Origin of the sequence: Hymenobacter sp. HDW8, from assembly GCF_011305775.1 — a bacterium.
GTDB classification, from domain to species: Bacteria; Bacteroidota; Bacteroidia; order Cytophagales; family Hymenobacteraceae; genus Hymenobacter; species Hymenobacter radiodurans.
The window spans coordinates 4,632,971-4,658,503 of record NZ_CP049907.1; the positions used below are offsets into that span (position 1 = coordinate 4,632,971).

The window sequence follows — 25,533 nt, forward strand, 5'->3', positions numbered from 1 at the left end:
TTGTGAAGTATCAGTTGGGTTTGCTACGCCATGAACGTTGGATCGACGTGCAGGCGAATTTCCTCCCGGATTTGCTCCGCATTCAACCAATGGTCGTTATTGGCTGAGTCGTAATAAAAGCCATCGGGAACGCGGCTCCCTTTGAAGTGCCGAATGAATTCCTCCACATCCCACTGCGGCGTGTAGGGCAGAATAACGTAGTAACGCTCCAATTCCACCGTGCTCAGCGCGTCGGTTTCGGTGATCATGGCTTCGTGCAGCTTCTCGCCGGGCCGGATGCCAACCACCTCGTGCTTACAATTGGGGCCAATGGCTTCAGCTACTTCCGTGATTTTGTAGCTTGGGATTTTGGGGACAAAAATTTCACCTCCCCAGGCGTGCTCCAGTGCGTACAGCACCAGATCGACGCCTTCTTCCAACGAAATGTTGAAGCGCGTCATATCGGGGTGCGTGATGGGCAGCACGCCGGTTTCGCGCTGTTGCAGGAAAAACGGCACTACCGAGCCTCGGGAGCCAATTACGTTGCCGTAGCGTACCACAGAAAAGCGCAAATCGCGCTTGCCTTTCATGTTGTTGGCGGCCACAAAAAGTTTATCGGAGCAGAGCTTGGTGGCGCCATAAAGGTTAATAGGAGCCGCGGCTTTGTCGGTGCTGAGGGCCACCACTTCTTTCACGCCGCAGTCAAGGGCGGCATTAATGACGTTTTCGGCCCCGAAGATGTTGGTTTTGATGCACTCCATCGGGTTGTACTCGGCAGCGGGCACCTGCTTGAGAGCGGCGGCATGCACCAATACATCAATGCCTTCGCAGGCCCGCTTGAGGCGCTCGGCATCACGCACATCACCAATGAAATAGCGAATAGCTGGGTATTTTGAGTGCGGAAATATCTGCGACATTTCGTACTGCTTCAACTCGTCGCGCGAGTAAATAACCAGGCGTTTTACGTGCGGAAATTTCTCGAACACGGTATGCACAAACTGCTTACCGAAAGAGCCCGTACCACCGGTAACCAGGATGGATTTGTTATTTAAATCAAGTGCCATAGAAAGACAAAGAGAGGTCAGCCATCCGGAAAAAGACGCTGGGGGGCAAAAGTAGGCAATCCGCGCCGGGGTTACGTACTTTTGCACTGTTGTTGGTTATTGGTCATGCCGAGTATTCCGCGCATGACCATCTTTTATTTTACTGCGTCTCTTCATGTCCGAACCTATCAAGCTCATTATTTGGGATCTGGATGATACTTTTTGGCGCGGTACGCTATCGGAAGGAGCCGTAGAAGCCATTGCTGATAACTTGGAACTAGTGCGCGCTACCGCGGCCTGTGGCATTGTGCATACCATCGTTTCCAAAAACGATTTTGCCGCCGCCGAGGCCAAACTGGTGGAGTTGGGTATTCGTGACTTATTTGTTTTCCCCCAAATAAGCTGGCAGCCGAAAGGGCCTATTATCAAGGAGCTACTGGCGCAAATGCAGCTGCGGGCCCCAAACGCGCTGTTTCTGGACGATAATCCGATTAATCGGGCGGAGGCGCAGTATTATAATCCTCAGCTTCAGGTGGCCGACCCAGTCGACTTGCCAACATTTGCCCCCAACTGCTGCTCAGCGGCAAACCCGACCCTGGCCTGACGCGCCTGGAGCAGTACAAACTGCTGGAGCGCCAGCAGCAGGCTCGCGCCGCTTACCAGGACAATCTGGAGTTTCTACGCGATTCGCAGGTGCGCATTGAGTTTCGAGAAGGAGCTGCCGTGCCGGCTGATCTGAGCCGAATTGAGGAATTGATTAACCGCTCCAACCAACTCAATTTCACGAAGAAGCGTGTTGCCAAAGATGAGCTAGGAGCCAGCTTCACGGACGCTGCACTTCGTTGGGGCACCGTACGGGTGCGCGACCGGTTCGGCGACTATGGTCTGGTGGGCGTGTACTGCCTGAATTTGCCGGAAAACCGATTGGAGCAACTGGTGTTTTCCTGCCGTATCCTGCATCTGGGCGTTGAGCAGTTCACCTATGCCTGGCTCGGTTTTCCGGCGTTGGAAGTGCAGGGCGAAGTGGCTACGGAGCTGAATGGGACGGATAAGCCCGACTGGATTACGCTGGATTCGCCGGGTGCTGAGAAGGATACGGCGTCAACCACAACCTCTACGGGCACTGGTAACGAGCGTGTTTCCGTTGGGGGGCAAATTCCAGATAAAAACCGCCCCAAGCTGCGGGTATTGCTCAAAGGCGGCTGTGATTTAGGGCAGCTGACGCCCTTCTTGCAGGCCTTTGCTATCGACGTACAAGAGGAGTTTAACTATGTAAACGAGCACCAAATCCCGGTGCATGTGGAGCATACGTCTCTGCTCCGCCTGACCCGTGAATTGCCCCCCAGCGAGCAGCAGCGCCTAGCAAGCAAGCTGCCTTTTCTGGGAGAAGAAGCCTTCTCTACTAACTTGTGGACGGCCGAAGTTGATGCCTTAGTGTATAGTCCGCTTATGGACTACACCCAGGAGCTATATCGCGAAAAGGCAACGGGCATTGCCATTCCTTTCGGCGGCTACCAGAATATCCTGGCTACTGATGCAGCTACGTTGGGGGCCAAATATGTGCAACGCCGCTTCCGGGGAATGGACGAGGACTTTCTGCGTCGGTTCAAATCTGAATTCGAGTTTGGGGGGCAAATTTCGCCTGCTGACTTTCAAGCGAATCTGCGCTGGCTACGGAGCCAGTTGCCGGCGGCTATTCCCATTTTCTTCCTCAACGGGGCTGAAATAGAAGTTCCCGGCTCCGCCGAAACGGGCGCCGCGCAGCGTCACGCGCAAATGAACCAAGCGTTGGCTAAGTTCATCGCCAGCGCTGATAATTGCTTCATCATTGATGTGCGCGACTTTGTGCGCACGCCGGCGGATGTCACCAATAATCTGCGCCATTATCAGCGCGCACATTACCGCACACTCGCCCAGCGCCTAGCTCAAGCTTTAGGTGCTTGGCATGGTCGCCAGCTGCCCCACTCTGTCTGGACCGATTTGCGGGCACAAGTAGCTAGCCACCTGTCTAGTAAGCTGCGCAATGCTTGGGAAAAGCTCCAAAAGTAAAAGCCTATTTGATCAGCTTAGATAGCTTTTGCGTAAGCGCCCGCCGCGAATACTGCGCGTGATTGATAGCCGGCAAATCAAGGTTAGAATTGATTCGCCAAGCCGCAAACAGATTGTCCAAATGGTCGAGCATACCGCTATAAGTATCGTAGGGCAGGGCGCGGCCGGCCCCGCACTCCTCCAGCAGATTATCGGCATCGGAACCTACGGGGCCAATGCAGATAATAGGTTTGTTAGAAGCTAGATACTCAAATACTTTGCCTGGTAGAATGCCGAAGTTGTGCGCTACATCCGGAATGGCCATGAGCAGTGCCGTGGACCGCAGCAAGTAGCTCACTGACTCGTCGTGTGGCACGAAAGGCACAAATTCCGTGTGCTTGCCTAAGCCTACCTCCCGGATCTGCTCCTGCACGCCCGCCGACACGGTGCCCACAAAGCGCAGCTTAAGTGGTACATCCGGATGGCGCGTGGTACAGGTGGCGCAGGCCGCCAGAAACAGTTCAATATGATACGTCTCGGAGATAGTGCCCGTGTGGGTAATGAGCAGACAATCAGTGGGTGGAGAGCTAGGTTCCCGAAAATCACTTTCATCGTAGCCGTTGGGCAGCACGTGAAATTTGCTGGCCGTAAGGCGCGGCGACTTCCCTAAAAACAGGCGCTTGGTATCGGGACTGGTGACTAGCACTTCATCGGCTTGCTCCAGCACTCGGCGTTCGTACCAAGCGTCGAGCCAACGCGCGGGCGGGGTGTGGTTGAGCTCTCTGTAGTAATAAATATCCGTCCAAGGGTCGCGCATATCGGCTATCCAACGGAGGCCGTAGCACTTTTTTAGCTCCAGACCAATAAGCTGCGTGGAGTGGGGTGGGCTGCTGGTCAGTACGGCGTCGAAAGTGTGGCCTTGGGCAATTAGCTCAGCGCACTGCCGCAGAACGTGTTGATTCCAGCCTCGGCGCGGATCAGGAATAAATAGGTTGCCCCGTAGAAACTTGAAAACCTGCTGTTGCAAGCTGCTTTTGCTTTCGTTGGCAAAGCCGCCGTGCGGAATCTGTTTGCGACCGGTGAGCTTTTTATAGGAGTCAAATGGCTCGCTTGTATTCGTGCGAAACACACGCACGCTAGCCGGCACTTCCGCCGCCAGCGACTCATCAATTACCGGATAAGCTCCCTGCGACGCATCCACAGTAATCACCGTTGGCTCCACGCCAAAGCTTGGCAGGTGCTTCACAAATTTCAAGCTTCGCTGCACGCCCGCCCCGCCGGATGGGGGCCAGTAATACGTAATAACAAGCAGACGCAGGGGCTTGGGGGCATTTTTACAGCAGGTTTGAGCACGCGAAGGTACGTAGCCGTGGGCTTTCAGGGTTTTTTGGGTTAATTTTGGGGAAGCGAACTTGCCGCTGCGACCCATTGTATTGCCTCAGGCCTCTTAATCAGGCAGTTCGGCATACTAGCACCTTACACATCACTACATCACAAGATGTTCGATAACCTCTCTACCAAGCTCGATCGGGCCTTCAAAACCCTGAAAGGTCAGGGTAGCATCACCGAAATCAACGTTGCCGCGACCATCAAGGAAATTCGCCGAGCACTAGTTGATGCCGACGTGAACTACAAGGTGGCCAAGGAAGTCACCGACAAAATAAAGGACGAGGCCATGGGCCGCGACGTGCTGACGGCCGTTTCGCCGGGCCAGCTCATGACCAAAATCGTGTACGATGAGCTAACGCTGCTCATGGGCGGCGAAAAAGAGGATGTAGTACTGAAAGGCGACCCGGCCGTGATTTTGCTATCAGGTTTGCAGGGCTCAGGTAAAACGACCTTCGCCGGTAAGCTCGCCACGTTCATTAAAAAGCAAAACCGCACCGTCTTGCTCGTAGCCTGCGACGTGTATCGTCCGGCCGCTATCGACCAGCTGAAAGTGCTGGGCGAGCAAGTAGGAGTGGAGGTGTACTCGGAGCCGGACAATAAGAATCCGGTTGAGATTTCGCAGAACGGCATTGCCTACGCCAAGAAAAACAACAAGAAAGTAGTCATCATCGACACCGCTGGCCGCTTGGCCGTGGATGAGCAGATGATGCGTGAAATTGAGCAGGTTAAAAAGGCTATCAACCCTTCCGAAACGCTGTTCGTGGTTGACTCCATGACAGGTCAGGATGCGGTAAATACGGCCAAGACCTTCAACGACCGCCTCAACTTCGACGGCGTGGTGCTCACTAAGCTTGATGGCGACTCGCGCGGTGGAGCAGCTCTTTCCATTCGGGCCGTGGTGGAGAAACCCATCAAGTTCATCTCGACGGGTGAGAAGATGGAGGCGCTGGACATGTTCTACCCCGACCGGATGGCCCAGCGCATCTTGGGCATGGGTGACGTGATTTCGTTGGTAGAACGCGCACAGCAGCAGTTCGATGAGGACGAAGCCAAGCGTATCAACCAGAAAATCCGCAAGAATCAGTTCAACTTCGACGACTTCCTCTCGCAGCTAGAGCAGATCAAGAAGATGGGCAACCTGAAGGACTTGGTGGGGATGATTCCAGGCATGAGCAAGGCCATCAAAGATGTTGACATCGACGACGATGCTTTCAAGCCTATCGAGTCCATTATCAAAAGCATGACGCCCAAGGAGCGCGCCCAGCCCGAACTGCTGAACGGCTCGCGCCGTCGTCGTTTGGCTAAGGGTAGCGGTACTGATATTCAGCAGGTGAATAACCTGATGAAGCAATTCGAAGACATGCGTAAAGTGATGCGTACCATGAATAAAATGGGTAGCACAAAAGGTGGCATGCAGCAAATGGCCAAAATGATGGGCATGCGCGGCGGCATGAAATAAGCAGCCTGAACTATGTAAAAAAGCCCCCAGAGAATTTCTGGGGGCTTTTTTATGCTCTAGTATTCCGTTCGTGCTTCATGTTCTGTCCAAGCTGTAAAACCTTCTTTAGCTTCAGTCCCCAGGAATTCCTGCATCGGTATTTGTCGCTCGCTCAGCGGCTTCTCTATTTCGTCGTAAATAAATTGGTCGTCGAAACCGATTGCGGCGGCATCCTGCTTGGTGTTACCATAGAATACGCGGCGCGGACGCGCCCAATAAATGGCCCCTAGACACATAGGGCAGGGTTCGCAGCTCGTGTATAGGTCGCAATCCTGTAGCTGAAAGCTGCCTAGGGCAACACAAGCTTTCCGAATGGCATCTACCTCGGCGTGGCAGGTGGGGTCGTTGGTACTGGTAACCTGATTAAAGCCGCGCGCGATAATCTGGCCATCCTTCACGACTACTGCCCCAAAAGGACCGCCGTAACCAGCCTGCATTTTTTCAACCGATAGGCGAATGGCTTCGCGCATAAATTCTTCGCGGGGAGCTTCCATAATATGAAGAGCGGGAGGAGAGAAACCGATGTGAGAAGGCCAAAAAAGCCCCCCAGTGATGAAGTTACAGTGTATTGAGGAAATACAGCTTAAATCAACTACCTGCTTTTAGATAAGCGGTTGGTTACTAATGGCAATTACATTAGATAACCGAAAGATAACGGCAATAAAAAGCCCCCGAGCATTCGGGGGCTTTTTATTGCCTAATGAACTGGAACTGCGATTTAGTTGCGAACTAAAGGCAGAGCCACATTCACAGCTTCTCCGCGCACTCGCACAATGTAGGAGCCATGAGGTAGCGCCTGCACTTGCAGTGGGTGTTCTTGCTGACCAGCGAGGGTAAGGATTTGTAGGCTGCGACCTGTCAGATCGAGTAGCTGCACCTGGTAGTCGCCAGCAGGTAAGCCAGTCAAGTCAAGCGTAGCACCGCCCTGCGTTGGGTTGGGGTACACCGACACATCTACTTTGATAGCATCAACAAATTTTACCGTCCGCACTGGGCTGAACGTTGCTGTTCCATCGAAGTCCAGCTGCTTCAGACGGTAGTAGATAAGCGTACCAAAGCGAGCCGCGCCAGCATCCGTGAAGCTGTATTTCGACTGCTGCGTGCTGGTGCCTTTGCCGCGTACCGTGCCGATAGTGCTGAAGGTCAAGCCATCGAGTGAGCGCTCTACTACGAAGCGGTCATTGTTCAGCTCCGAAGCCGTAGCCCAGTTAAGTTGAGCATCCTGGCGCACGGCCGTAGCAGTAAACTGCTTTAGCTCCACAGGCAACGGACGAACAATCGTAACATCTTCAGCGGTGTTAGCAGCGATATTGCCATTGTAGTTACTACCCGGTACAGTGCCTCCGCCAGCGAATGTATTCGCGGGTGATACTGTGCTCGTAGCCGTGAGACGAGTAGGATCGAGGAACCGAACAGTTGCAGAAGCTTGGTAAGCCGTGTTATTAACAGCAGTGCTGGCGATAGTGGCCCGGAAGGAAATTCTGAGCGTAGCGCCGGCCGGAATAGTTATACCGCCAAACGTGGGAGTGCTTGTGCTCGCCGTTGGAGCAGTGTAGCTGGTATAGGGCGAAGGGATTCCATTCGCAGGTGTCAGCGTCACAGTGGGAGTTACTGTGTTGTCATACTTGAAGAGGTCAGCGGTTAACACTGTTTCAATGCTTACTTCCCTGGCGGTTCCACCTGTGTTTGAGACAACAAGTGCATACGTTGCAGGATTTACTACATCACCACTACGCGTGACATTTGGTGTAGAGGTAGACAGTGCTGCAGCGAGCGTAGGCAAGCAAGAACCAGCCCCGGTAATATTATTTGTTGGAACAACAGTGGTACTAACAGAAGCATTCGTAACCGCAGTGCCAGAAGCTGCACCGAAACTGTTGCCATTTGTAATACCAGCCGCTCCGGCTGTTCCGGAAAAGCCGCCAGTGGCTAGGGTTCCGTTTGAGTAAGCCAAGCCGCCGCCGCCGCCGCCGCCAGGACCGAACTCTGCTCCGCCATTGGTTGCATTACCACCGTTACCACCCCTTACTTGTACCGAAATATTATTCAGCCCGCTGGTAACGGAAGTTGGAGGTGTAGCCCGCACAAGCACGGTGCCGCCAGCGCCGCCGCCGCCGCCGCCGGAGGTGTTACCATTTGCCGCAGGTGCATTACCACCGTTAGCTATCAGTAAGCCTGTGCCGCTTAGTGAACCAGTTTGAAGCATGATAATACCACCACCAACACCACCGCTACTCGCAGTAGCATTTGCATCGTTAGTAGAGCCTGCTCCACCGCCACCGCCTAATACGATGCGAGAAATAGAGGCATCGGTTGTGGTAGCACCGCTTTCTGCCCGGGTTCCAGAGCCATTATTACCAGAACCAAAGCCATAGCCACCAACGCCACCATTGGCACCATTGCCGCCACCAGCGCCACCAGCATTACCGGAGTTATTATAGGTAGTAACAGCATTCGCACCATTACCAGTCGTAACACCATAATCAGTAGCACCGCCGCCAGCATTTCCTGGAGCACCGGCCCCATTGCTGCCACCAAAATAGCCATCTGTAACTATACCATTGATAGTATTGGTAATGACTGCTGTGCCATTGTAAATGTTGCGTGGAGAGCCTGCTGTACCTTCGCCTTTCGAACCGTGTGCTAAAGCAGCAGCAGTAACGTAATCAGTTCTATTAGCAGCTGTTCCTGAGTAGCTAGCGCCACCACCACCACGGAATCCTTTGGCCGTCATATCAATGGAGGCATTAGTAGTAAAGCTCGTCTGGCCCGCTACGTCCAGCACAAGTACACCCCCTGTAATGCCGTTCCAAGCTGGTCCGGTAAGGGTGCCCGTGATTGTAACAGTAGAATATTGTGGTACACGGATAACCTGGAAGCGGCGCTGACTTGTAGTGCTAGTGCCAGCGGCGTTGCTTTCGTAGCGATTGGTTACTCCTTTAGCCAGCGTCAGAACACCGCCGGAGAGGGGTACGTCATTCGTAGCAATGGCATATTCATACTTACCAGCAGTGTATGCAGCATCGTTGGTAATTGTACCATAAGCAGTCGAGTTAGCCGTAGATATGGTAGCTCCCTGCATCTGCATAATCAATATTAAGTCACCGGCACGAATGGGCTCTGATCCTGCGGCTGATGCTCCGAGCGTAATGCTAGTTTGATCAACCGCAACAGTAGTAGGAATAGCGACGGGGAAATAAGTATTGGGTATAGATGTGCTAATAAGAGTTCCAACGCCATCCTTACCAGGAGTTGCGCAAGCAGTAGCTACGTTGGCAATACCGCTAACGGTCGTTGTTATAACTGCTGTGTTGTTAGCTGAAGTAGGATCAGGTACGCTAGAAGCGACGCCTGCTGTGCTTGTAAGGGAGCCAGAGCCGGGTGTAGTAAAGGTTACCGCATTTAAAATAGCCGGATCATTGGCCGCTAAGCTAGCCACCGAAGCAAATGTAACTACCTGCTCACTGCCGACAGTGGCAATGGTAGCACCTGTAGGCAAACTGATGTTAGTAACGGTAAGAGGCAAACGCAGGGTTGGCGCCACATTAAGCGCGGTTTCCAATCCCAAATTGCTAGTAGACACAGTATAAGTTACCCGAGAGCTTGGATTAGCAGTGGCTGGACCACTTACGCTGCTTGCTAAGTCGGCTCCGCTAACGTCTACCGTAATGGTGGCTTGATTAGAAAGAGTGCCTAGAATGTCACGGATGGTGTAAGGAATAGTGACGACGCCTGCAAAGGTATTGAGGGCGCTAAAGGTGACGACTCCTTGTGCATTTACTGTGAAAGTGCCTTTACCTGCAACAGTTAAGGTTTGCTCAACTGCAGAAGTAGCAGGGTTCAAATCCACACTAGCCCTATCTAGGCTGCTACCGGGTGCTTCATCGTTGGTAGTTAGGTCGAACGAAGCCGCAGTTCCGTAGCGTGTGCCAAACCGATCATTATTGGCGATAGTTGGGCGCACAATAGCGAGGTTGCGAATCTCATGCACGTTGTTTGAGCCACCAGTAGAACCCGAAAAACCGATACGGAGAGTGGGTGGCGGAGGCGGTAACTCAATATTGCTTAAAGCAGTGGTTACCGATGTGCCGTGCTGAATGCGAACCGTAATGCGGTAAGCCGTTGTGCCATTCGTATTGGTGAAGGGAATAAAATCGATGAAAGCACGGCGGTAATCTCCGCTGGTTTCCTGTGCTCGCGCTGTCGCTACGTCCAAGTCGAAACCTAGCTGACCACTGCTAGCAAGGTATGGGTATTCTGTTGCAGCCGTTCCATTACCCTTACCACGAATGGTGATGGCATTCGCGGTAAGGCCACTAGCAACTAAACCACCTGAACGGCCTTCGCTGGCATTAGAAAAGTTGCCAAACTCATCGATGCCGATGCCCACGTAGCCATTTGATACGCCTGGGGTTATAACGGTGGGTGCGTTAGCATCTCGAATACGCTGTGCGTAACCAAGGGAGCCGCCATCGGCACCAATACGGAACGTACTAGTATTACCATCAATCAAGTAGACGCTAAACCCATCAGCACCAGTAGTAGAGGTTTTGCCGTAGGAAAAGAACTCAAAAGAAATACTGAATCCTTGGGGAGCAGGAAATGCGCCTTGGTCAATAGCTGTTCCAGCTTGATTACCGACCGCATCAGTGAGGCGCAGATAGCCAGTACCGCCAGTGGTGCCAGTACCTGTAAGGATAGCAGTACCAAACAAGTCAAAACCGTTAGCAGTGCCATTCTTAAATGACTCTACTCGTGGAAACTGTGCTTGTGCTCGCTGCCCAAACGATAATAGGAATAGTGACGCACTAGCTATTCGTAATAGCTTTCGAACAGTATCCGACCGACTGTTGAAGGGGGTAAGAGTTGTTTTCATGAACGATAAAAGAATAGTTGAATTGATTTTTAATTAGAGCAAAGAAGGTTCCGAAAAATGGTCTTAAATTGCATTTTGCTGGAAAAATGCTGGATATTTGTTCTGGTAATCGCTTGCCTTCCAGGTCAGTATAAAATATTCTAAAGAAACTTATATCCTTAATTTTACTCCCAGAAATTATGAATGATTTAATAATTCAATTCATAATTTATTACATGATATTTTAAAATAAGTAATTAGAAAAAATGAAAAGACGGCTGTTTCTGGCCCGATGCTTGCTTAAAACATATCCGAAAGAATAGTTTTTTTAGGTGTTTTGGTTGTGGAAAGGGGCCTCGCTAAGCGGGGCCTTTTTTTGTTCCTCATTTTCTTGTGTCCCACGAAGTAGCGAGCGCAAAAAAGCCCCCCAGGTATATCTGGGGGGCTTTTTTGCGCTCGCTACTTCGTGGCTAATGAATTACCCGAAGATGATACTTAGTTTCTGTACCAGGGGCGTTAGGAACGGTGAAGGCACCCACGCGGCTGGGGCCATAGCCCAGATTAACTTTTACAAATTCGTCGCGGACGGGTAAAAGCTCAATAATCTCTTGGCGAAGCAGATCCAAGTCAGTGATCATGTTGTTGAGGCGCTGCTGCAGCTCATCCGATTGCTGATCGAAGCTGCCGGTGGGTGGGCGTTGCTCGAAGCCGTCGGTGGTGGAGGGCAAGTTGGTGGTTGCCAGCGAACGGGCTTCTATATGAGCCTTTTCCAGTTCTTCCTCGGCTTCCAAGTAGGCTTTGACTTTTTCTTCGAGTGGAATAAGCGCCGGATTCAGGTAATCAAGGTTGCTGGCCATAATAGGAAAAATGAAAGTGGTGTAGTCATTTCAACGCAAACCGGGAAGGCAAGGATGCGATATTGACACATGAATATCGTATTTACAACGAATCTTAGGCACCAGAAAATTAACCCGAAACCTTAGATGACTGATTATTTATTTTCGACATTAAGTATAGTTGATAACCAAATTATAGCGTCATATCTCACCTATTGAAGAATAATGTATCCTTTATCAATAGCTACTCGTAGGAAAGCAGTGGCATTAATTTTATTTTTTGTTGGTGTCGTATTTAATGTTTTCTTTTGCCTAAGAAATTAATTTATTCCTCTTTCAAATTCTCCTAAAATGGCCGCAGCAGATTTAAACAAACTACAGCAACTTCTCCAAAATGCAGAAGACAATGAGATGGTATTAGCCCAGGTTCGTAAGAATATGGAAAAGCTAACCAGCCTTATCAGCGAAACCAATGCGTTGCTGGATCCTTCTTATACCCCAGAGCGCAAAGAGCGCAAGCCCCGCGCTGCTGGCACTGGAACCGGCGGCCGTCGTGGACGCCCACGTAAAGAGGCTACGGCTGAGTAATTAAGCCGTTAATCGTATAGAATTAAGAAGCCCCGGTCTTTTAGCTAGACCGGGGCTTCTTTCATAAATTTTCATCGTTGTGCAAGAGTTTTTCGTTGCAATAAAATAATAAGCAAAGATCTGAAAATGTTGAAATTTCACTGATAGTTATGCCCTTACACTATTCAGATTTCTGAAATATCAGTAAAAATAAAGCTGGATTTCCACTCGTGTTAATAAAAAAGCAAACATAGCTAACTGCTGATTTATCCCGATTTTGGCCCCCTAAAGTGTGTTATAGCTTGCAAATAATTTATATCTCCTTAAAGCAACTGCGCGTATCATCAACTTATGACGTCTTCCGCTAACTCTGATCCGCTAGGTCGCGCATTAACTGCGTATTTGCGCGGCGATAAATCTGCTACGCTTACAGTGCACACCAATGTGAGCGAAGATGAGCCGTTGCCTGCTAGTTATTTTTTTCGGTCGCTTTGGGAAATGCCTGAATTAGAGCGCCGTGCTCTGGAAGAGTGTCGAGGCAGAGTGCTGGATTTAGGAGCCGGTGCGGGAGCACACGCATTAGAATTACAAAACCGAGGATTTTCGGTGCGCGCCCTCGACGTATCGGCCGGCGCGGTGCAGGTGATGGTGGAACGAGGCGTGCGCGAAGTAGCCCATCATAACCTCTTTGACATTCCGGCTACCGGCGAGCAGTTCGATACCATCCTGATGCTGATGAATGGCTTAGGCTTGGTGGGCACACTCGAAGGCTTGGCGCGTTTTCTAAAGCATGCGCGCAGTTTTCTGGCGCCTGGGGGGCAAATTTTAGCTACATCATCGGATGTTGCCTATCTCTATGAAGACGAAGAGGGCGCCCTGCTCATTGATTTGAACGGTCCTTATTACGGCGAGATAGATTACGCCATGACGTATGAGGGCGAAAGGGGGGCGCCTTTTCCGTGGCTTTTTGTGGAAGCCAGCATTCTGCAGGATTATGCCGAAGAAGCCGGCTTCGAGTTAGAAATCATTGCCGAGGATGATCAGCAGCAGTATCTGGCCTGCTTGACGCTAAACGCCGGTGCGCATGAGGTGAACTAATAATTGAAACAGCAGACAGCAGCTACTGCGCAAACGAAATTTTGCCCATCGATACCGCCGGAATACCTGGTCGGCTGTTACCGAGCGGAGCGTTGCTTCCGGCTAGGCTTTCATTTGCAAGTACGGCAAACAGCACAGCTTCTTTCGCGTCGGGATGAATACCTAAGTCGTGAGTAGTAAGAAAACGGCAGTTCGGAAGTTGGAGACGCAACGTATTCATAAGCACGGGATTGTGCATACCACCACCGCTGGCATAAATTGTCAGCGGTGCATCGGAGGTTGGAAAGCAGCGTCGAATAGCCCTTACAATGCCCGCTGCGCTAAATTCGACGAGTGTGGCCAGCAAATCGGCGGGGGAGAGGCCAGCGGAGCCACTGCGTTGCTGGGCCTGCACTACGTAGTCGCGGCTAAATAACTCAGGGCCAGTGGTTTTAGGAAAGTCTGCGGCGAAAAATGGATGGTCGAGCAATGCGCGCAGTAGGGATTCGTGTACCTGACCCTGGGCAGCGATGGCGCCGTCAACATCATAGCTTTTGTCGGGGAAATAAAGCTGCGTGAAGGCGTCGAGTAGCGTATTTCCGGGACCAACGTCGGTCGAGAACATCGCGCCAACATCAAGGGAGCCGGGCAAAAAAGTGAAGTTGGCGATGCCGCCCATATTGAGTAGGATGCGGTCTTCCCCAGCTTTAGAGAACAATAGATAATCGCCGTACACGGCCAGCGGCGCGCCTTCGCCCCAGCGGCCACGTGCTTTTGACGAAAGTCGCTGATTGTCAGAATGCCAGTGCGCACGGCCACATGGTCGCCATCACCAATTTGAAGCGTGGCGTTTGGAAAATCAGGTTTGCCATGCTGGCTTTTGGGGGCGTGAAATACCGTTTGACCGTGACTGGCAATACAATCCACTTCCTGGGGGGCAATTTTCCAGGTACGGAGGCAGTCCAGCACCATATCAGCGTGCAGCAGCGCTATCCAGGGGTTGAGGAGGCACAAATGCTCAAAGTCGATGGTACTCTTGGCAAATACCCGTCTTATTTCGGCCTTCACCGACTCAGCGTAGGGCACCGTGGCAAACTGCTCTATCTGCACCTGGGTTGCCGGTCCGCTGCCTTCAAACCGGCACATGGCTATATCAAGCCCATCAAGCGAGGTACCCGACATCAGGCCGATGATCCGCCGCTGGGGCTTTTGGGCAATCGTGAAGAGGTGGTGCAGATTGGAGTTCATAGACGGGTAAAAGTGCGGCAAACATTTAGGGAGTCCAAATTAAGATTAGCAAGAACAAGGTTCAATGGTCTGCTTCAACTGGAATAAGCCTAAAATCTTCGGTGTAAAATGCTAAGTGTCGGCAGTAGACGCTATCTTACCTATACCTACTTCGAGGCTTTCTCAATTTTTCCTTTTCACCAAACCCCCTTTTATGGTACACCTGTACTCACCCGGAGCCAATCGGTTTCGGCAGTTTGGCAGCACAACTGTTGCCTGGCTAGGGTTTCTGCTGCTGATACTTAGTAGCTCGGCAGCATGGGCTCAGAATGTTGCCTATACAATTCGAGGCCGTGTAACCGATGCTAATGGAAGCGCCGGCGTGCCCGGTGCCACAGTGCGCATCGCCAATACAGTGCTGGCCACGGCTACCGGCGCCGATGGCACCTATGAGCTACGCGCATCTGTTCGGCCTGGCACTTACCAATTGGCCATCAGCTCAGTAGGCTACGCCAACATTGCGCAGCCGCTGACCCTAGGCACCGAAACCCAGATAACTGCGGATGCTACGCTGCGCGAGGATTTGGTGGGGCTGAAGGAAGTAGTGGTGACCGGTAACTCCGTCGCCACCAGCAAACAACAGCTCGGCAATGCCATCAGCACGGTAAATGCGCGGGAGCTAACGCAGGGTGCCGCCGTCCAGATCGATCAGGCCTTACAGGGCAAGGTGGCCGGCGCTCAGGTGTCGCAGAACTCCGGCAATCCGGCGGGGGGCATTTCGGTGCGGTTGCGCGGCACCAGCACCGTGGTTGGTAGCTCCGATCCGTTGTATATCATTGATGGCGTTATCGTTAACAACGACTCACCCGAACTGCTCGACTTAGGCGGCTATGCTCAGAACCGCCTTGTTGACCTGAATCCGGCCGACATCGACCGCATCGAGATTATTAAAGGTGCGGCGGCAGCGGCCATCTACGGCTCGCGGGCTTCCAATGGCGTTGTCCAGATTTTTACCAAGCGCGGGAAGGAAGGCAAGCCCTCCGTCACGGTGTCGAGCAATTTTATTGTGTCTAAAATTCGCAAGACGCTAGACGTAAACACCTATCCATTTCGCTTCACTAATACCGTCGCAACCGACATAACACAGGTGCCGGCGGAGCGCTATGACTACCAGGATCAGATCTTCCGCACCGCCGTTGGCACCGATAATTACGTCTCCGTATCTGGGGGCAGCCAGGCCACGCGCTACTTCTTTTCGGGTTCGTATTTCAAGAACCAAGGCATTGTAGATGCCACTGACTTCGACCGCAAAACGGGACGTTTGCGCCTCCAGCAAACGCTGACTAACTGGGCCAGCTTGTCGGTTGGGGGCAATTATACGCTCAGCGACAGCCGCGAAATTCCGAATGGCGGCCTCGTAACTGCCTACGGCGCTCTCACGGGATTCATCTTCAGCAATAACTTCGTAAATCCTGCCCCCAACCCCGTTACGGGCGTTTATCCCAGCACTAGCCCCAGCAACCTCACCCGCACCAATCCGCTGGAGGCCATCAACCGCTTCGATTTTCGCCAGCGTACTTCCCGCATTATCGGTGATGTGCAGCTGAACCTGACTCCCTTCGAAGGCTTCACGGCTGACTATGTATTTGGGGTCGATTCTTATACCCAACTCGGTACGGCCTTTATTCCGCCCGGCAACACTACTCCCGACTATGCTACTGGTTTCGCGCGCCGCGCCGACCGCACCGTGTTCCAGTATAATAATGATGTGACACTGGGCTACCGCCGCAACTTTACGGAGTGGCTGGAGTCGACGACGAGTGTAGGCGCTACCTGGCAATACGATCAGGTGCAGAGTACCAGTCTCACCGCTCAGCAACTGGGCATTGGGGGGCAAACTATCAACAATGGTGTGTCTGTGGCATCGGAAAACCGGACGGAGCGCCGAATTGAAGGTTACTTTGCTCAACAAACCTTCGGGCTAGGGCAGCGTCTGTATCTGACGGGCGCGGTGCGCGTCGATGCCGCCTCGCCGTTTTATGACAGGCTCAACGACGATGCTAATTGGCAAACCTATTATAAAGGCAGTGCTTCCTATCTGTTATCGGAGGAAGGGTTCTGGAAAAATGGCGCCCTCACCAATTATGTGCCTACACTCAAGCTGCGCGCTTCCTATGGTCAATCTGGCAATCTGACTGCTATCGGGGCCTACGACAAACAAACGAACTATGTACCCTCAAGCGTCGGTGGTCTTCTGGGCGTGTTTCGGCCGGGACAGCTCGGCGACCCCCGGTTGGGCCCAGAACGGCAAGAGGAAATTGAGCTAGGCTTCGATGCCGGATTTTTTGGCGGACGCTTAGGTCTGGAAGCCACCTATTATAATAAGAAGATTAATGATCTTCTGCTCAACCGTACGTTTGAGCCTAGTACTGGCTTTCTCACCGGCCTACAAAACGTAGGCACCATGACTAATAAAGGCGTGGAAGTGCTGTTGCGGGCAGTGCCATTGCAAAAGGAGAAAGTAGTTTGGAACGTAACTGCTACCTATACCCGCAACCGCAACGAGGTAAACGGCATTGAAGGCAATGGCATTCTCCCATTTGCGGGTGGTTTCGGACAAGTAGCTGCTGTGAATGGGGCGCCTGTGGGCGTATTTTATAGCACCTACTACGCCCGCAACCCCGACGGCTCGTTGCTGCTGACGCCCGCTGGTTTTCCCCAGCGCGAGTTAGGCGTGAACGGCGTGCCCCAGCGTACACCCGAAGGTCAGCCCCGCGGCTCCGTGCTGAGCAAGATTATCGGCGACCCGAACCCAGATTATTTAGCGTCGCTTATTAACGAGGTAACTGTAGCTGGCAACCTGAGCTTCCGTCTGCAATTCGATGCGGTGCAGGGCTTCGATGTGTTCAACTTCACACGGCGCGTGGGTGAGCGCGACCTGTATGGCGGCCTGGCAGGCTACGAGCCCGAGTTGCGCGGCGAGGTGCCCAAAGGCACGAGCGCCGTGCTGTTTGGCATTTTTGAGGAATACATTGAGGACGGCTCCTACGTGAAGCTGCGCGAAGCATCGGTATCGTACACGCTCACTCCTAAGTTTCTGGGTTTGCAGAATATTCGGGCCAGCCTGACAGGTCGTAACCTGCTCGTCTTCACCGACTATAGCGGCTACGACCCCGAGGTAAATGCCGCTGGCCAAAGCACCGTGGTACGCAACTTCGACTTCGTGGAGGTGCCAATTCCGCGTACCCTCACCCTAGGTCTGAGTGCTACTTTTTAACCTAGTCGGCGCGCCTCATTTTTCATCTAGCCTTCACTACTATGAAATCATATAAAAGCCGTTTGGCTACGCTCGCCTTTTGTGGGGGGCTTTTGCTGCTTGCTCCCGGCTGCGACCTGGATTTGCCAAACCCAAACAACCCCACTGAAGCCGAGGTGCTGACTACCCGCGACGGGCTGCTCGCCCTGAGCGTCGGGATGCGCCAGTTTTATGCCAACAGCGCGCTGGAAGCCGTTATTCTGACACCCGGTGCTACGGCCCGTGAGCTACGGGGCATTTCAACCTTTACCAACGTGCTGGAAGTGGAAGCCGGCGGTGCCGACTTGCCCAATAACAACGCCAACGTAACTAACCTCTGGTCGCGGCTGTTGCGGGTGGCCGGCATGGCGGAAGATTTGACAGCTAGCGCCCCCACCGTCCTTAGTGCCGACCCTGCTACCCGTGACGCCGTGTTGGCTCACGCCAATCTGTTTCGGGCAATTGCCTTGGGCACACTGTCGCAATACTTTGAGCAGGCGCCGCTTACCACCAGCAGGCAGGGCGGGCCGGCGGCCACGTTTGTGCCCCGCGAACAGCTCTTAGCCGAAGCCATCCGCCTGCTCGACGAGGCTCAGCAGCTCATTGCCGCCACGCCGCCCTCCGCCGATTTTAATGCGAAAGTACTCGGCTCAACCTTCGATTTAGCTAATACCATCAAGGCATACCAGGTGCGCTACACGCTGCAAGCCGGTACTTACGCCGCTACGCTGGCCGCTGCCAACTCTATCGATCTGACTAAGCGCTCCGTTTTCCAGTTCAATAATCAAAACCCCAACCCAATCTATCAGTCGGCGGTGGTAGCGCGCAACTTTCGGCCCCGCGAGCTAACGGGCTTCGGGCTGCCGGCCGCGCTGGCTTATCCCAACGATGCGCGGGTGGCTTTTTATATTGGTCAGGAAACCATCAATAATGCCCCCCAGCCGGTAGTAACTGGCTTTTTTGCTACCATTAATACCAGTATCCCAGCCTATCTGCCCGATGAGATTCGCCTGAGCAGGGCTGAGGCACTGGTGCGCAGTGGTGGTAGCCTGACGGCGGCCGTGCAGGACATCAACGCCGTGCGCACCCAGGCTCCCGGCGCCGATCTATACGGCGTGGGCGCCAATTTGCCGGCTTATAGTGGCCCCGTAACCGCCGATGCACTGCTGCTGGAAATCTACCGGCAGCGCAGCGCGGAGCTGTATCTGACGGGTTTGCGTCTGCCCGATAGCCGTCGGTTTGGTCGTCCGGCGCCGCCCACCACTGGCACACCGCCTGCTTCGGCCGAGCGCAACCGCAATTTTTACCCGTATCCGCAGCAGGAGCGTTTGACCAATCCTAACGTGCCCGCCGACCCGGCCATCTAGCTTGCCAATTATCGTTTTTGAAAAAGCCTCCCAAAGCTATGTTGGGGGGCTTTTTCTTGATTTCTTGAACCATCACTAGTGAGCAGGTTATCGGTGCGATGCCCTTGGGGCAGGTCATAACCGAGGCCAACCAAAAAGCTCCTAATTTGCCCCAAACGAGTCAACCAAAACCCCTTTACAACTACACCTGAATGTCTATTTACGAAAAAACCTTCACCGTACGCTGGGCCGATATGGACCCCAATGTGCACATGCGTCACTCTGCTTATACCGATTACGCCGCCCAGGTTCGCCTCGACTTTCTCGCCGATCAGGGGTTTACTATGCGCCGCTTCGCTGAATTACGCATTGGGCCTATTCTGTTTCGCGAAGACACCCGTTTTCTGAAAGAAATCGGCATGAGCGAAACCATTCGGGTGACGGCCGAGCTGGCAGGCCTGAACGCCGACGGTAGCCGCTGGCGCATCCTTCATAGTATTTATAAAGCCGATGGCCGCCTAGCCGCCACCGTAACAGTTGATGGAGCCTGGCTCGATTTGCAGCAGCGCAAGCTCACGGTGCCGCCCGCTGAAATAGCAGCAGCCTTTGAGCACATTAGCCGCCACGAAACCTACGTCGACATCGTGCGCGAGAAGAAAGAGTAACGCTAGGTAGGCTGATTCGCATTATGGCCCACCGCGAGGGGCGGCGGGAGGAGCGCCACGGCATGCGCAATCCGGCTAATCTGGCGCTGGTGGTGCAGCACATGATCTACCATAAAATCCAGCGTTTGGTAGATGGTGAGCATGCCGGACCGAGGGTGTTTGAAAATAGCGCGGTTCAGCAGCTTAGAGGGAAATTCATTCAGGGTGCGCTCTAAATGGCGGCGCACGGTTTCCCACTCGGCTTGGAGCACAGCCAGGGTCGGCACTTCGTCTGGGGTTAGGGCTTTAAGCCTGGAGGGAGACTTGAAGCGTAAAAAAGGTAGACGTAATAACAGGCGCAGCAAGCTTGCCCGGAAAAATGCGCCCACCCCAGCTTCCTCCAGGTCTTCGGTTTGGGCCAGCTTCTTGTCGATATATTGATTGATACCTGTTTCGGCGACCAACAGATGGTGCACCACTTGCACTGCTGACCATTGCCCGGGTCCCGGCGAGGTACTCGCTCGTTCGCCCAGCAATTCTACCTGCGCTAAGAGTTGATTAGTAGCGCGTTCAAGCTGCTCAAAACGGATGTTCAAACGGTGATTCATGGTTGCAAGTGCGCGGGAAGGGAATGTGTCGCTCAGCGGCGTAGCTTTGGCAAAAGGTACGCAAAATCTGCCCCCCAAGTAAGTCATGCACTATTTGTCAGGGACACAAGCCGAGCTAAATAAGAAGCATCGCGTGCAAAGCCTGCGACTAAACCATGAGTTGGAATAACGTGCGAGATTTCCTGAATACGCCGCTGGCCGTTGGGTGGCGAGTAGCTTTTGTGTGGATTCTATACCTGACCTACCTACCCTTCAACGACTTTCAGGGTGGCAATCTGCAGCACGACGCTGTCCAATACTGGGTAATGGCGGTGAAGTTTCAGCGCCAGCATCAGTCATTTTCACTGCTGTATTACGACGACCCACTTCGGGGCTATATAGGACCGCTGATGATGTTTCCGGCGCTGGCGTTTCGCTTTTTTACCGATTGCTCCATGCTCACGGCCGCCAAGATGCTGGGCTCCGTGTGGGCCGCTGTATTGTTCGGCTTCCTCATTCCGGGTGTATGGACAAGCATCACTGGTCGTCAGATTGCGGCTGGTCGCTGGCTTATGTTGGTGTTGCTGGGCTTTCTTTTCTGGCGAGACTTTTTCAGTTTTACGCTCACCGATATGCCGGCGCTGGGTACATTGCTGCTGAGCCTGTGGTTGCTGAGCCGGCCGGGGCTGCTGGCGTGGTTGGTGGCTGGCCTAAGTATGGCAGCCACCTTTAATATGCGACCGGTGTATTTGGTGAGCTTGCTGCCGTTTCTGGGTCTGGCAGTGTGGTGGAGCCGTCGGCACTCGCCCCCCGCCAACGGCTGGCGCTGGAGCGCTCTTATTGTCGGCATGGCCCTTACTCTCGGTCCGCAGTGGGCCATCAACCGCATTCATTTTCAGGAAAATACGCCCCTGACTCTGGCTCGCATACCAGGCCAGACAGAATCATTTTACTTGAATCAGCTTGCCTGGGGAACACGCGTGCAGCTATTTAACGGCGCTCTGGCTTATCCCAGCGCCTTGCCTTACGCCGATGAGTCGGGCGTGAGGCTATTTGAGCGGTTGAAGCAACGCGAATACACATCGTATGCGCAGTATATACAATCGGTAGCTCAGCAGCCCGTCGATTTTCTTCTGCGCTATGGCCGCCACCTGTTCAATGGGCTTGATATCCGGTTTCCAACTCCTTACCGGCTGACGGCAGACAGCCCTGAATCACTTCCTCTGAAGCTGCTGAATTATGTGCTGATAGCGCTGGCCTTCACGACTATCCGCCCCAAGCAGTTACGCTCACAACACTGTCTGGTATTGCTAGCGCTTTTGTTGCCTTGCGCTGCGGCTATTCCTGTTGCAATGGAGAATCGTTTTTTGCTGCCGCTGCACTTGCTTTTGCTCTGTATGGTCGCCTTCCTGTTCTCGCCCGTCGAGTGGTGGCTTCGGTTACGCTCGCGGCCGACAGTTGGTGTATTAGCTGCGCTTGGGCTGGTACTGTGGGTAGCGGGTTGTTGGTGGTTGTCGGAAGCGGTAGGGCAAACAATTTGCCCTGGCTGCGTTGGTAAGCTGCTGTATTGAGGAAAGCGCATAAAAAAGCCCCCCAATAGCTGTTGGGGGGCTTTTTTCTAAATAACAGGAAAGACTAACTAAGCTTTCTGATACATAACTTCTTTTACTGCTTTCACCGTGCGCTCTACATTAGGCAACGACGCCTCAATGAGAGTAGGTGCGTAGGGTAGGGGCACGTCCATGCAGGTGATGCGTATAACGGGTGCATCGAGGTAATCGAAGGCGCGGCGCTGAATGGTGTAGGTTAGCTCGGAGCTGATGCTGGCCAGCGGCCAAGCTTCCTCCACAATAACGATGCGATTGGTCTTCTTAACTGACTCTATCAGCGTATCGTAATCGATGGGGCGCACGGAGCGCAGGTCGATGACTTCAGCTTCGATACCTTCTTTAGCCAGCTCATCGGCAGCGGCCAAAGCGATTTTCATCATTTTGCCGAAGCTCACGATGGTAACACTAGTGCCGGGCCGAACGATATTCGCCTTACCGATTTCCAGCAGATACTCTTCCTCAGGTACTTCGCCTTTGTCGCCGTACATCTGCTCCGACTCCATAAAAATTACGGGGTCAGCGTCGCGAATGGCGCTTTTTAGCAATCCTTTCGCATCGTAGGGGTTGCTGGGCACTACCACTTTCAGGCCGGGAGTGTTGGCAAACCAGTTCTCAAAATTCTGCGAGTGTTGGCTGGATAGCATACCGGCGCTGCCCGTTGGCCCGCGGAACACGATAGGAATAGAATATTGCCCCCCAGACATCGAGTACATTTTAGCTGCTGAGTTGATGACCTGATCGATGGCAACCAGCGAGAAGTTGAAGGTCATGAACTCGATGATGGGCAACAAGCCGTTCATGGCCGCGCCTACGCCGATGCCGGCAAAGCCCAACTCAGCGATGGGCGTATCAATGACGCGCTCGGCACCGAACTCGTCGAGCATGCCCTGGCTTACTTTATAGGCGCCGTTGTATTCGGCTACTTCTTCGCCCATCAGGAACACGCGCGGGTCGCGACGCATTTCTTCAGACATGGCTTCGCGCAGGGCTTCCCGGAATTGGATGGTCCGCATAGTTATTCTGGTTAACGAAATCGAGAGGTCAAAAACAGAAAAGCCGGCGCTACACCGGCCCGTAAAGCTACAACGCATAGGGCGCCGGGGCAAATGAAGGATATAAGAACGATGCTCCTAATTAGAAGCAATGCATTCTATCTCATCAAAGCCTTACCGCAGCGCCTCCAAAAACGTCTTGGAATTCGCATAGCTACTAAATTCCAAATCTTCCACGGCCCGCTGGGCATAGGCTCGATCCAGCGCTACGGCCTGTCGTAGCCGTTCCCCTAGAACGCTCTCGTTGCGGGCGCGGGCCGCCACTACGGCTAGGCAGTAATACGCCATCGCATCATCAGGTTTGATCGATAAAGCTTCCTGGTATAAGGTTGTAGCTCCGTCGTAGTTCTGCTTGATCAGATAGATCAGCGCCAGATTCATGGTGTTTTGGTAGGATTTGCCGCTGAAGCTGAGGCTGCGCAAGGCGTCATCGAGCTGACCAATCTCAATTTCCAGCGCCGCTTTATCTGCAAAAACCTTCTCCAATATGGGGCGCGGCCCTCCAAGCTTTATGGCGTAATCGTAGCTCTGGAGCGCCTCCAATTTATCTCCGGCGCGGTGATAAGCCGTGGCCACCCGAAAGAACAGCTCAGCCGTGGGGTTGCGATGAGCAGCCAACGTAAAATAGGTAGCGGCGCGGCGCTGGTAGGCGCGACGCGATTTGTCGGTTATTTCTTTTTCGGAGCGCTGTAAAAGCACCGCAGCTAAGTTGTAATAAGCCTCCCAACGTCCTGTGGTGGCTACCGCTGTTTCATAAATACGCTGTTTCTCAGCCAGCAGGGGCGTGAGCGTAGCAGAGTAACGCAGTTCTTCTGGGGTGAGCGCGTCAGCCTCGGCTGCCTTTTCGACGATCTTCTTAGAAAGCAGATAAACCTCGGAGTCGTAGCGGGGCGGGGCGGTGTACTGCACGGCTACTGTGCCAAAGCGCAGAACCGGGTAAACGTAATCTTCGAGGTAATCATAGAAGGATAAGGTGTGCAGCCGCTTCTCTTTCTGTGCAAATGAGCCCCGCGTATCATTCACAATCTGTACAACGGAATCTATCTGCTCGGGCTTGAGTGCTGACTCCTGCACTTTACTCAGAAATAAATCCCAGCGTTGGCGATACGCCTGCGTTTCAAATACGATGCTGCGCACCGAGTTCAGATACGAAAAGCCATCGACGCGCTGCTTGTAATACTTTGCCAGCGCCTGCACCCGCTTATCCGCTAGGCGCGGATCGTGAGCATCGAGGGAGTCGGGCGAGTGGCCGGCCACAATCATGACCCGCTCGGTGCGCTGGTTGGAGTCGATAAAGTCTTCCAGCGCGACCACGTTGGTGCCCAGATAATTGCGGATCGCCGACTTACCGGCATCAAAGAAAAAAGGTAGCACGCGCGTGCCGCTACGGTCGTTGCTGGCCGTTTCGGGTAGCACATGCAGGGTTGAATCCTGACGTACGACGAGGCGGGCAGTAGTCACGATGCCCCGAGCTAGCGGAAGCTCATTGCCTTTCACCATTTTGCCCCCCGGCTTGAGGCGACGGGCATCGGGCCGGGCGATCAGCGTGCCAGGGTTCTTGCGCGGTGTGTAGGGAAACGCAAACTGCTTCGTGATGACCAGCTTATTTTTATCCTGCTCATCATACACATACTCCCCCGATATAAAGGTGATACGACCCAGCGTGTCCTGTTGCAACCCATTATCGTAGCTGTAGCTGAGGTCTAGATTATAAGCTTTGCCTTTGCGTAAGTGCTTGGCGGGTACGCGGGCGGTTACTTCAAACAGCACATTTTCACCATTGCTTTCCAGCACTGCCGGCTGCACTCGCACTTCCTGACCTTCCTGCGCAACCTTTAACATCCGCGGTAGCGTACAAGCCGGTAGTGCTACGGTCGTCAGGCAGACCAGAACTGGTAGAAGTGAGCGCAAAGCATCTTTCATAGAGCTATTTAAGGGCGAAAAGCCGGGTTATCGAATCGAAGCAACTAAGGCAAAACTCGGTTTTGCCGGCTAAAATTGCTTCTAGTTACAGCACTGATCTTGATATTCGGTGCTTTTATCGTTATTTTGACCAATCATAGCCTGTGTAAGGGCTTCATACTGAGGTGTAATGAGAAAATTAACCGACTTCATCGAAAAGCAGAGCTTCGGGGTCTGCAATGCCTTGGGGAACCGGCTGGGCTTCTCTACCAGCAGCGTGCGGCTATCATTTATCTATGCTTCGTTTTTTACTTTCGGATCGCCGGTAGTATTATACTTTGCGCTGGCTTTCTGGATGAATGTGCGTCGTGCGCTTCGGCGGCAGCGGAGTACCGTCTGGGATTTGTAGATCGGCGAATAGCCTTTTTCCCAGCCCAAAATAAGCCCACACCAAGCTTCGGGCATATACGCCCGGACGCTCCGACACCTGTAAGTGAGGCCGAGCTGCCATTCGTTGCCGCCGCCAATAAGTACGGTTGCTGAAAAAATCACGATGCGCCCGCAGTACGGCGTGAGCATCAGCAAATGCACCTTGGAC

The 25,533-nt window shown here is 53.2% G+C and carries 18 protein-coding genes and 1 pseudogene; 10 read left to right on the plus strand and 9 right to left on the minus strand.

Annotated elements, in window-relative coordinates; genetic code table 11:
- Positions 1-23 precede the first annotated feature (23 nt).
- Complete coding sequence (pseB, locus tag G7064_RS19735; protein WP_166074949.1) at positions 24-1,043, minus strand: UDP-N-acetylglucosamine 4,6-dehydratase (inverting); 1,020 nt, start codon at positions 1,041-1,043, stop codon at positions 24-26.
- A gap of 154 nt (positions 1,044-1,197) precedes the next feature.
- On the opposite strand from pseB, the gene G7064_RS19740 reads away from it, so the two are divergent.
- Positions 1,198-1,626: a hypothetical protein gene (locus G7064_RS19740; RefSeq protein WP_166074950.1), complete on the plus strand. Its 429-nt coding sequence runs from the start codon at positions 1,198-1,200 to the stop codon at positions 1,624-1,626.
- Positions 1,627-1,715: 89 nt separating this feature from the next.
- Positions 1,716-3,071: a hypothetical protein gene (locus G7064_RS19745; protein WP_166074951.1), complete on the plus strand. Its 1,356-nt coding sequence runs from the start codon at positions 1,716-1,718 to the stop codon at positions 3,069-3,071.
- Positions 3,072-3,075: 4 nt separating this feature from the next.
- On the opposite strand, the gene G7064_RS19750 is transcribed toward G7064_RS19745, so the two are convergent.
- The gene (locus G7064_RS19750) at positions 3,076-4,296 is read right to left on the minus strand and encodes a glycosyltransferase (RefSeq protein ID WP_240935613.1); all 1,221 of its coding nucleotides are present in this window, start codon (positions 4,294-4,296) and stop codon (positions 3,076-3,078) included.
- A 252-nt stretch (positions 4,297-4,548) separates the two neighbouring features.
- On the opposite strand from G7064_RS19750, the gene ffh reads away from it, so the two are divergent.
- Positions 4,549-5,898, plus strand: a complete 1,350-nt coding sequence (gene ffh / locus G7064_RS19755) for a signal recognition particle protein (RefSeq protein ID WP_166074952.1) — start codon at positions 4,549-4,551, stop codon at positions 5,896-5,898.
- Between the two features lie 56 nt (positions 5,899-5,954).
- Here ffh and G7064_RS19760 read toward each other — a convergent pair whose 3' ends face one another.
- From G7064_RS19760 to G7064_RS19770, 3 genes are all read right to left on the minus strand, one after another.
- Positions 5,955-6,431: a nucleoside deaminase gene (locus G7064_RS19760; protein ID WP_166074953.1), complete on the minus strand. Its 477-nt coding sequence runs from the start codon at positions 6,429-6,431 to the stop codon at positions 5,955-5,957.
- A 224-nt stretch (positions 6,432-6,655) separates the two neighbouring features.
- A complete protein-coding gene (locus tag G7064_RS19765) occupies positions 6,656-10,813 on the minus strand; it encodes a T9SS type A sorting domain-containing protein (RefSeq protein WP_166074954.1) in 4,158 nt (1,385 codons plus the stop codon).
- 449 nt (positions 10,814-11,262) lie between these two features.
- Positions 11,263-11,649: a hypothetical protein gene (locus G7064_RS19770; protein WP_166074955.1), complete on the minus strand. Its 387-nt coding sequence runs from the start codon at positions 11,647-11,649 to the stop codon at positions 11,263-11,265.
- Positions 11,650-12,066: 417 nt separating this feature from the next.
- Here G7064_RS19770 and G7064_RS19775 point away from each other — a divergent pair, with 417 nt between their 5' ends.
- Together G7064_RS19775 and G7064_RS19780 are read left to right on the plus strand one after the other, a co-directional pair.
- Positions 12,067-12,216, plus strand: a complete 150-nt coding sequence (locus tag G7064_RS19775; protein ID WP_166074956.1) for a hypothetical protein — start codon at positions 12,067-12,069, stop codon at positions 12,214-12,216.
- Between the two features lie 330 nt (positions 12,217-12,546).
- On the plus strand, positions 12,547-13,293 hold the full coding sequence (locus tag G7064_RS19780; protein WP_166074957.1) for a class I SAM-dependent methyltransferase: 747 nt from the start codon (positions 12,547-12,549) through the stop codon (positions 13,291-13,293).
- Between the two features lie 22 nt (positions 13,294-13,315).
- On the opposite strand, the pseudogene G7064_RS23350 reads toward G7064_RS19780, so the two are convergent.
- Positions 13,316-14,520, minus strand: a pseudogene (locus G7064_RS23350) (anhydro-N-acetylmuramic acid kinase).
- Positions 14,521-14,713: 193 nt separating this feature from the next.
- On the opposite strand from G7064_RS23350, the gene G7064_RS19790 reads away from it, so the two are divergent.
- From G7064_RS19790 to G7064_RS19800, 3 genes are all read left to right on the plus strand, one after another.
- Positions 14,714-17,776, plus strand: a complete 3,063-nt coding sequence (locus G7064_RS19790) for a SusC/RagA family TonB-linked outer membrane protein (RefSeq protein ID WP_166074958.1) — start codon at positions 14,714-14,716, stop codon at positions 17,774-17,776.
- A 41-nt stretch (positions 17,777-17,817) separates the two neighbouring features.
- Positions 17,818-19,161: a RagB/SusD family nutrient uptake outer membrane protein gene (locus G7064_RS19795; protein ID WP_166074959.1), complete on the plus strand. Its 1,344-nt coding sequence runs from the start codon at positions 17,818-17,820 to the stop codon at positions 19,159-19,161.
- Positions 19,162-19,352: 191 nt separating this feature from the next.
- A complete protein-coding gene (locus tag G7064_RS19800) occupies positions 19,353-19,805 on the plus strand; it encodes a thioesterase family protein (protein ID WP_166074960.1) in 453 nt (150 codons plus the stop codon).
- A 2-nt stretch (positions 19,806-19,807) separates the two neighbouring features.
- On the opposite strand, the gene G7064_RS19805 is transcribed toward G7064_RS19800, so the two are convergent.
- Positions 19,808-20,392 carry a DinB family protein gene (locus tag G7064_RS19805; protein ID WP_166074961.1) on the minus strand — a complete coding sequence of 195 codons (585 nt, stop codon included), beginning with the start codon at positions 20,390-20,392 and terminating at the stop codon, positions 19,808-19,810.
- Positions 20,393-20,547: 155 nt separating this feature from the next.
- On the opposite strand from G7064_RS19805, the gene G7064_RS19810 reads away from it, so the two are divergent.
- On the plus strand, positions 20,548-21,942 hold the full coding sequence (locus G7064_RS19810; protein ID WP_166074962.1) for a hypothetical protein: 1,395 nt from the start codon (positions 20,548-20,550) through the stop codon (positions 21,940-21,942).
- Between the two features lie 68 nt (positions 21,943-22,010).
- On the opposite strand, the gene G7064_RS19815 is transcribed toward G7064_RS19810, so the two are convergent.
- The gene (locus G7064_RS19815) at positions 22,011-22,994 is read right to left on the minus strand and encodes a pyruvate dehydrogenase complex E1 component subunit beta (RefSeq protein WP_133273245.1); all 984 of its coding nucleotides are present in this window, start codon (positions 22,992-22,994) and stop codon (positions 22,011-22,013) included.
- A 153-nt stretch (positions 22,995-23,147) separates the two neighbouring features.
- Positions 23,148-24,875 carry a tetratricopeptide repeat protein gene (locus G7064_RS19820; protein ID WP_166074963.1) on the minus strand — a complete coding sequence of 576 codons (1,728 nt, stop codon included), beginning with the start codon at positions 24,873-24,875 and terminating at the stop codon, positions 23,148-23,150.
- Positions 24,876-25,125: 250 nt separating this feature from the next.
- Between G7064_RS19820 and G7064_RS19825 the strand changes: the two genes are divergently transcribed.
- Positions 25,126-25,344, plus strand: a complete 219-nt coding sequence (locus tag G7064_RS19825; RefSeq protein ID WP_133273243.1) for a PspC domain-containing protein — start codon at positions 25,126-25,128, stop codon at positions 25,342-25,344.
- Positions 25,345-25,533 lie beyond the last annotated feature (189 nt).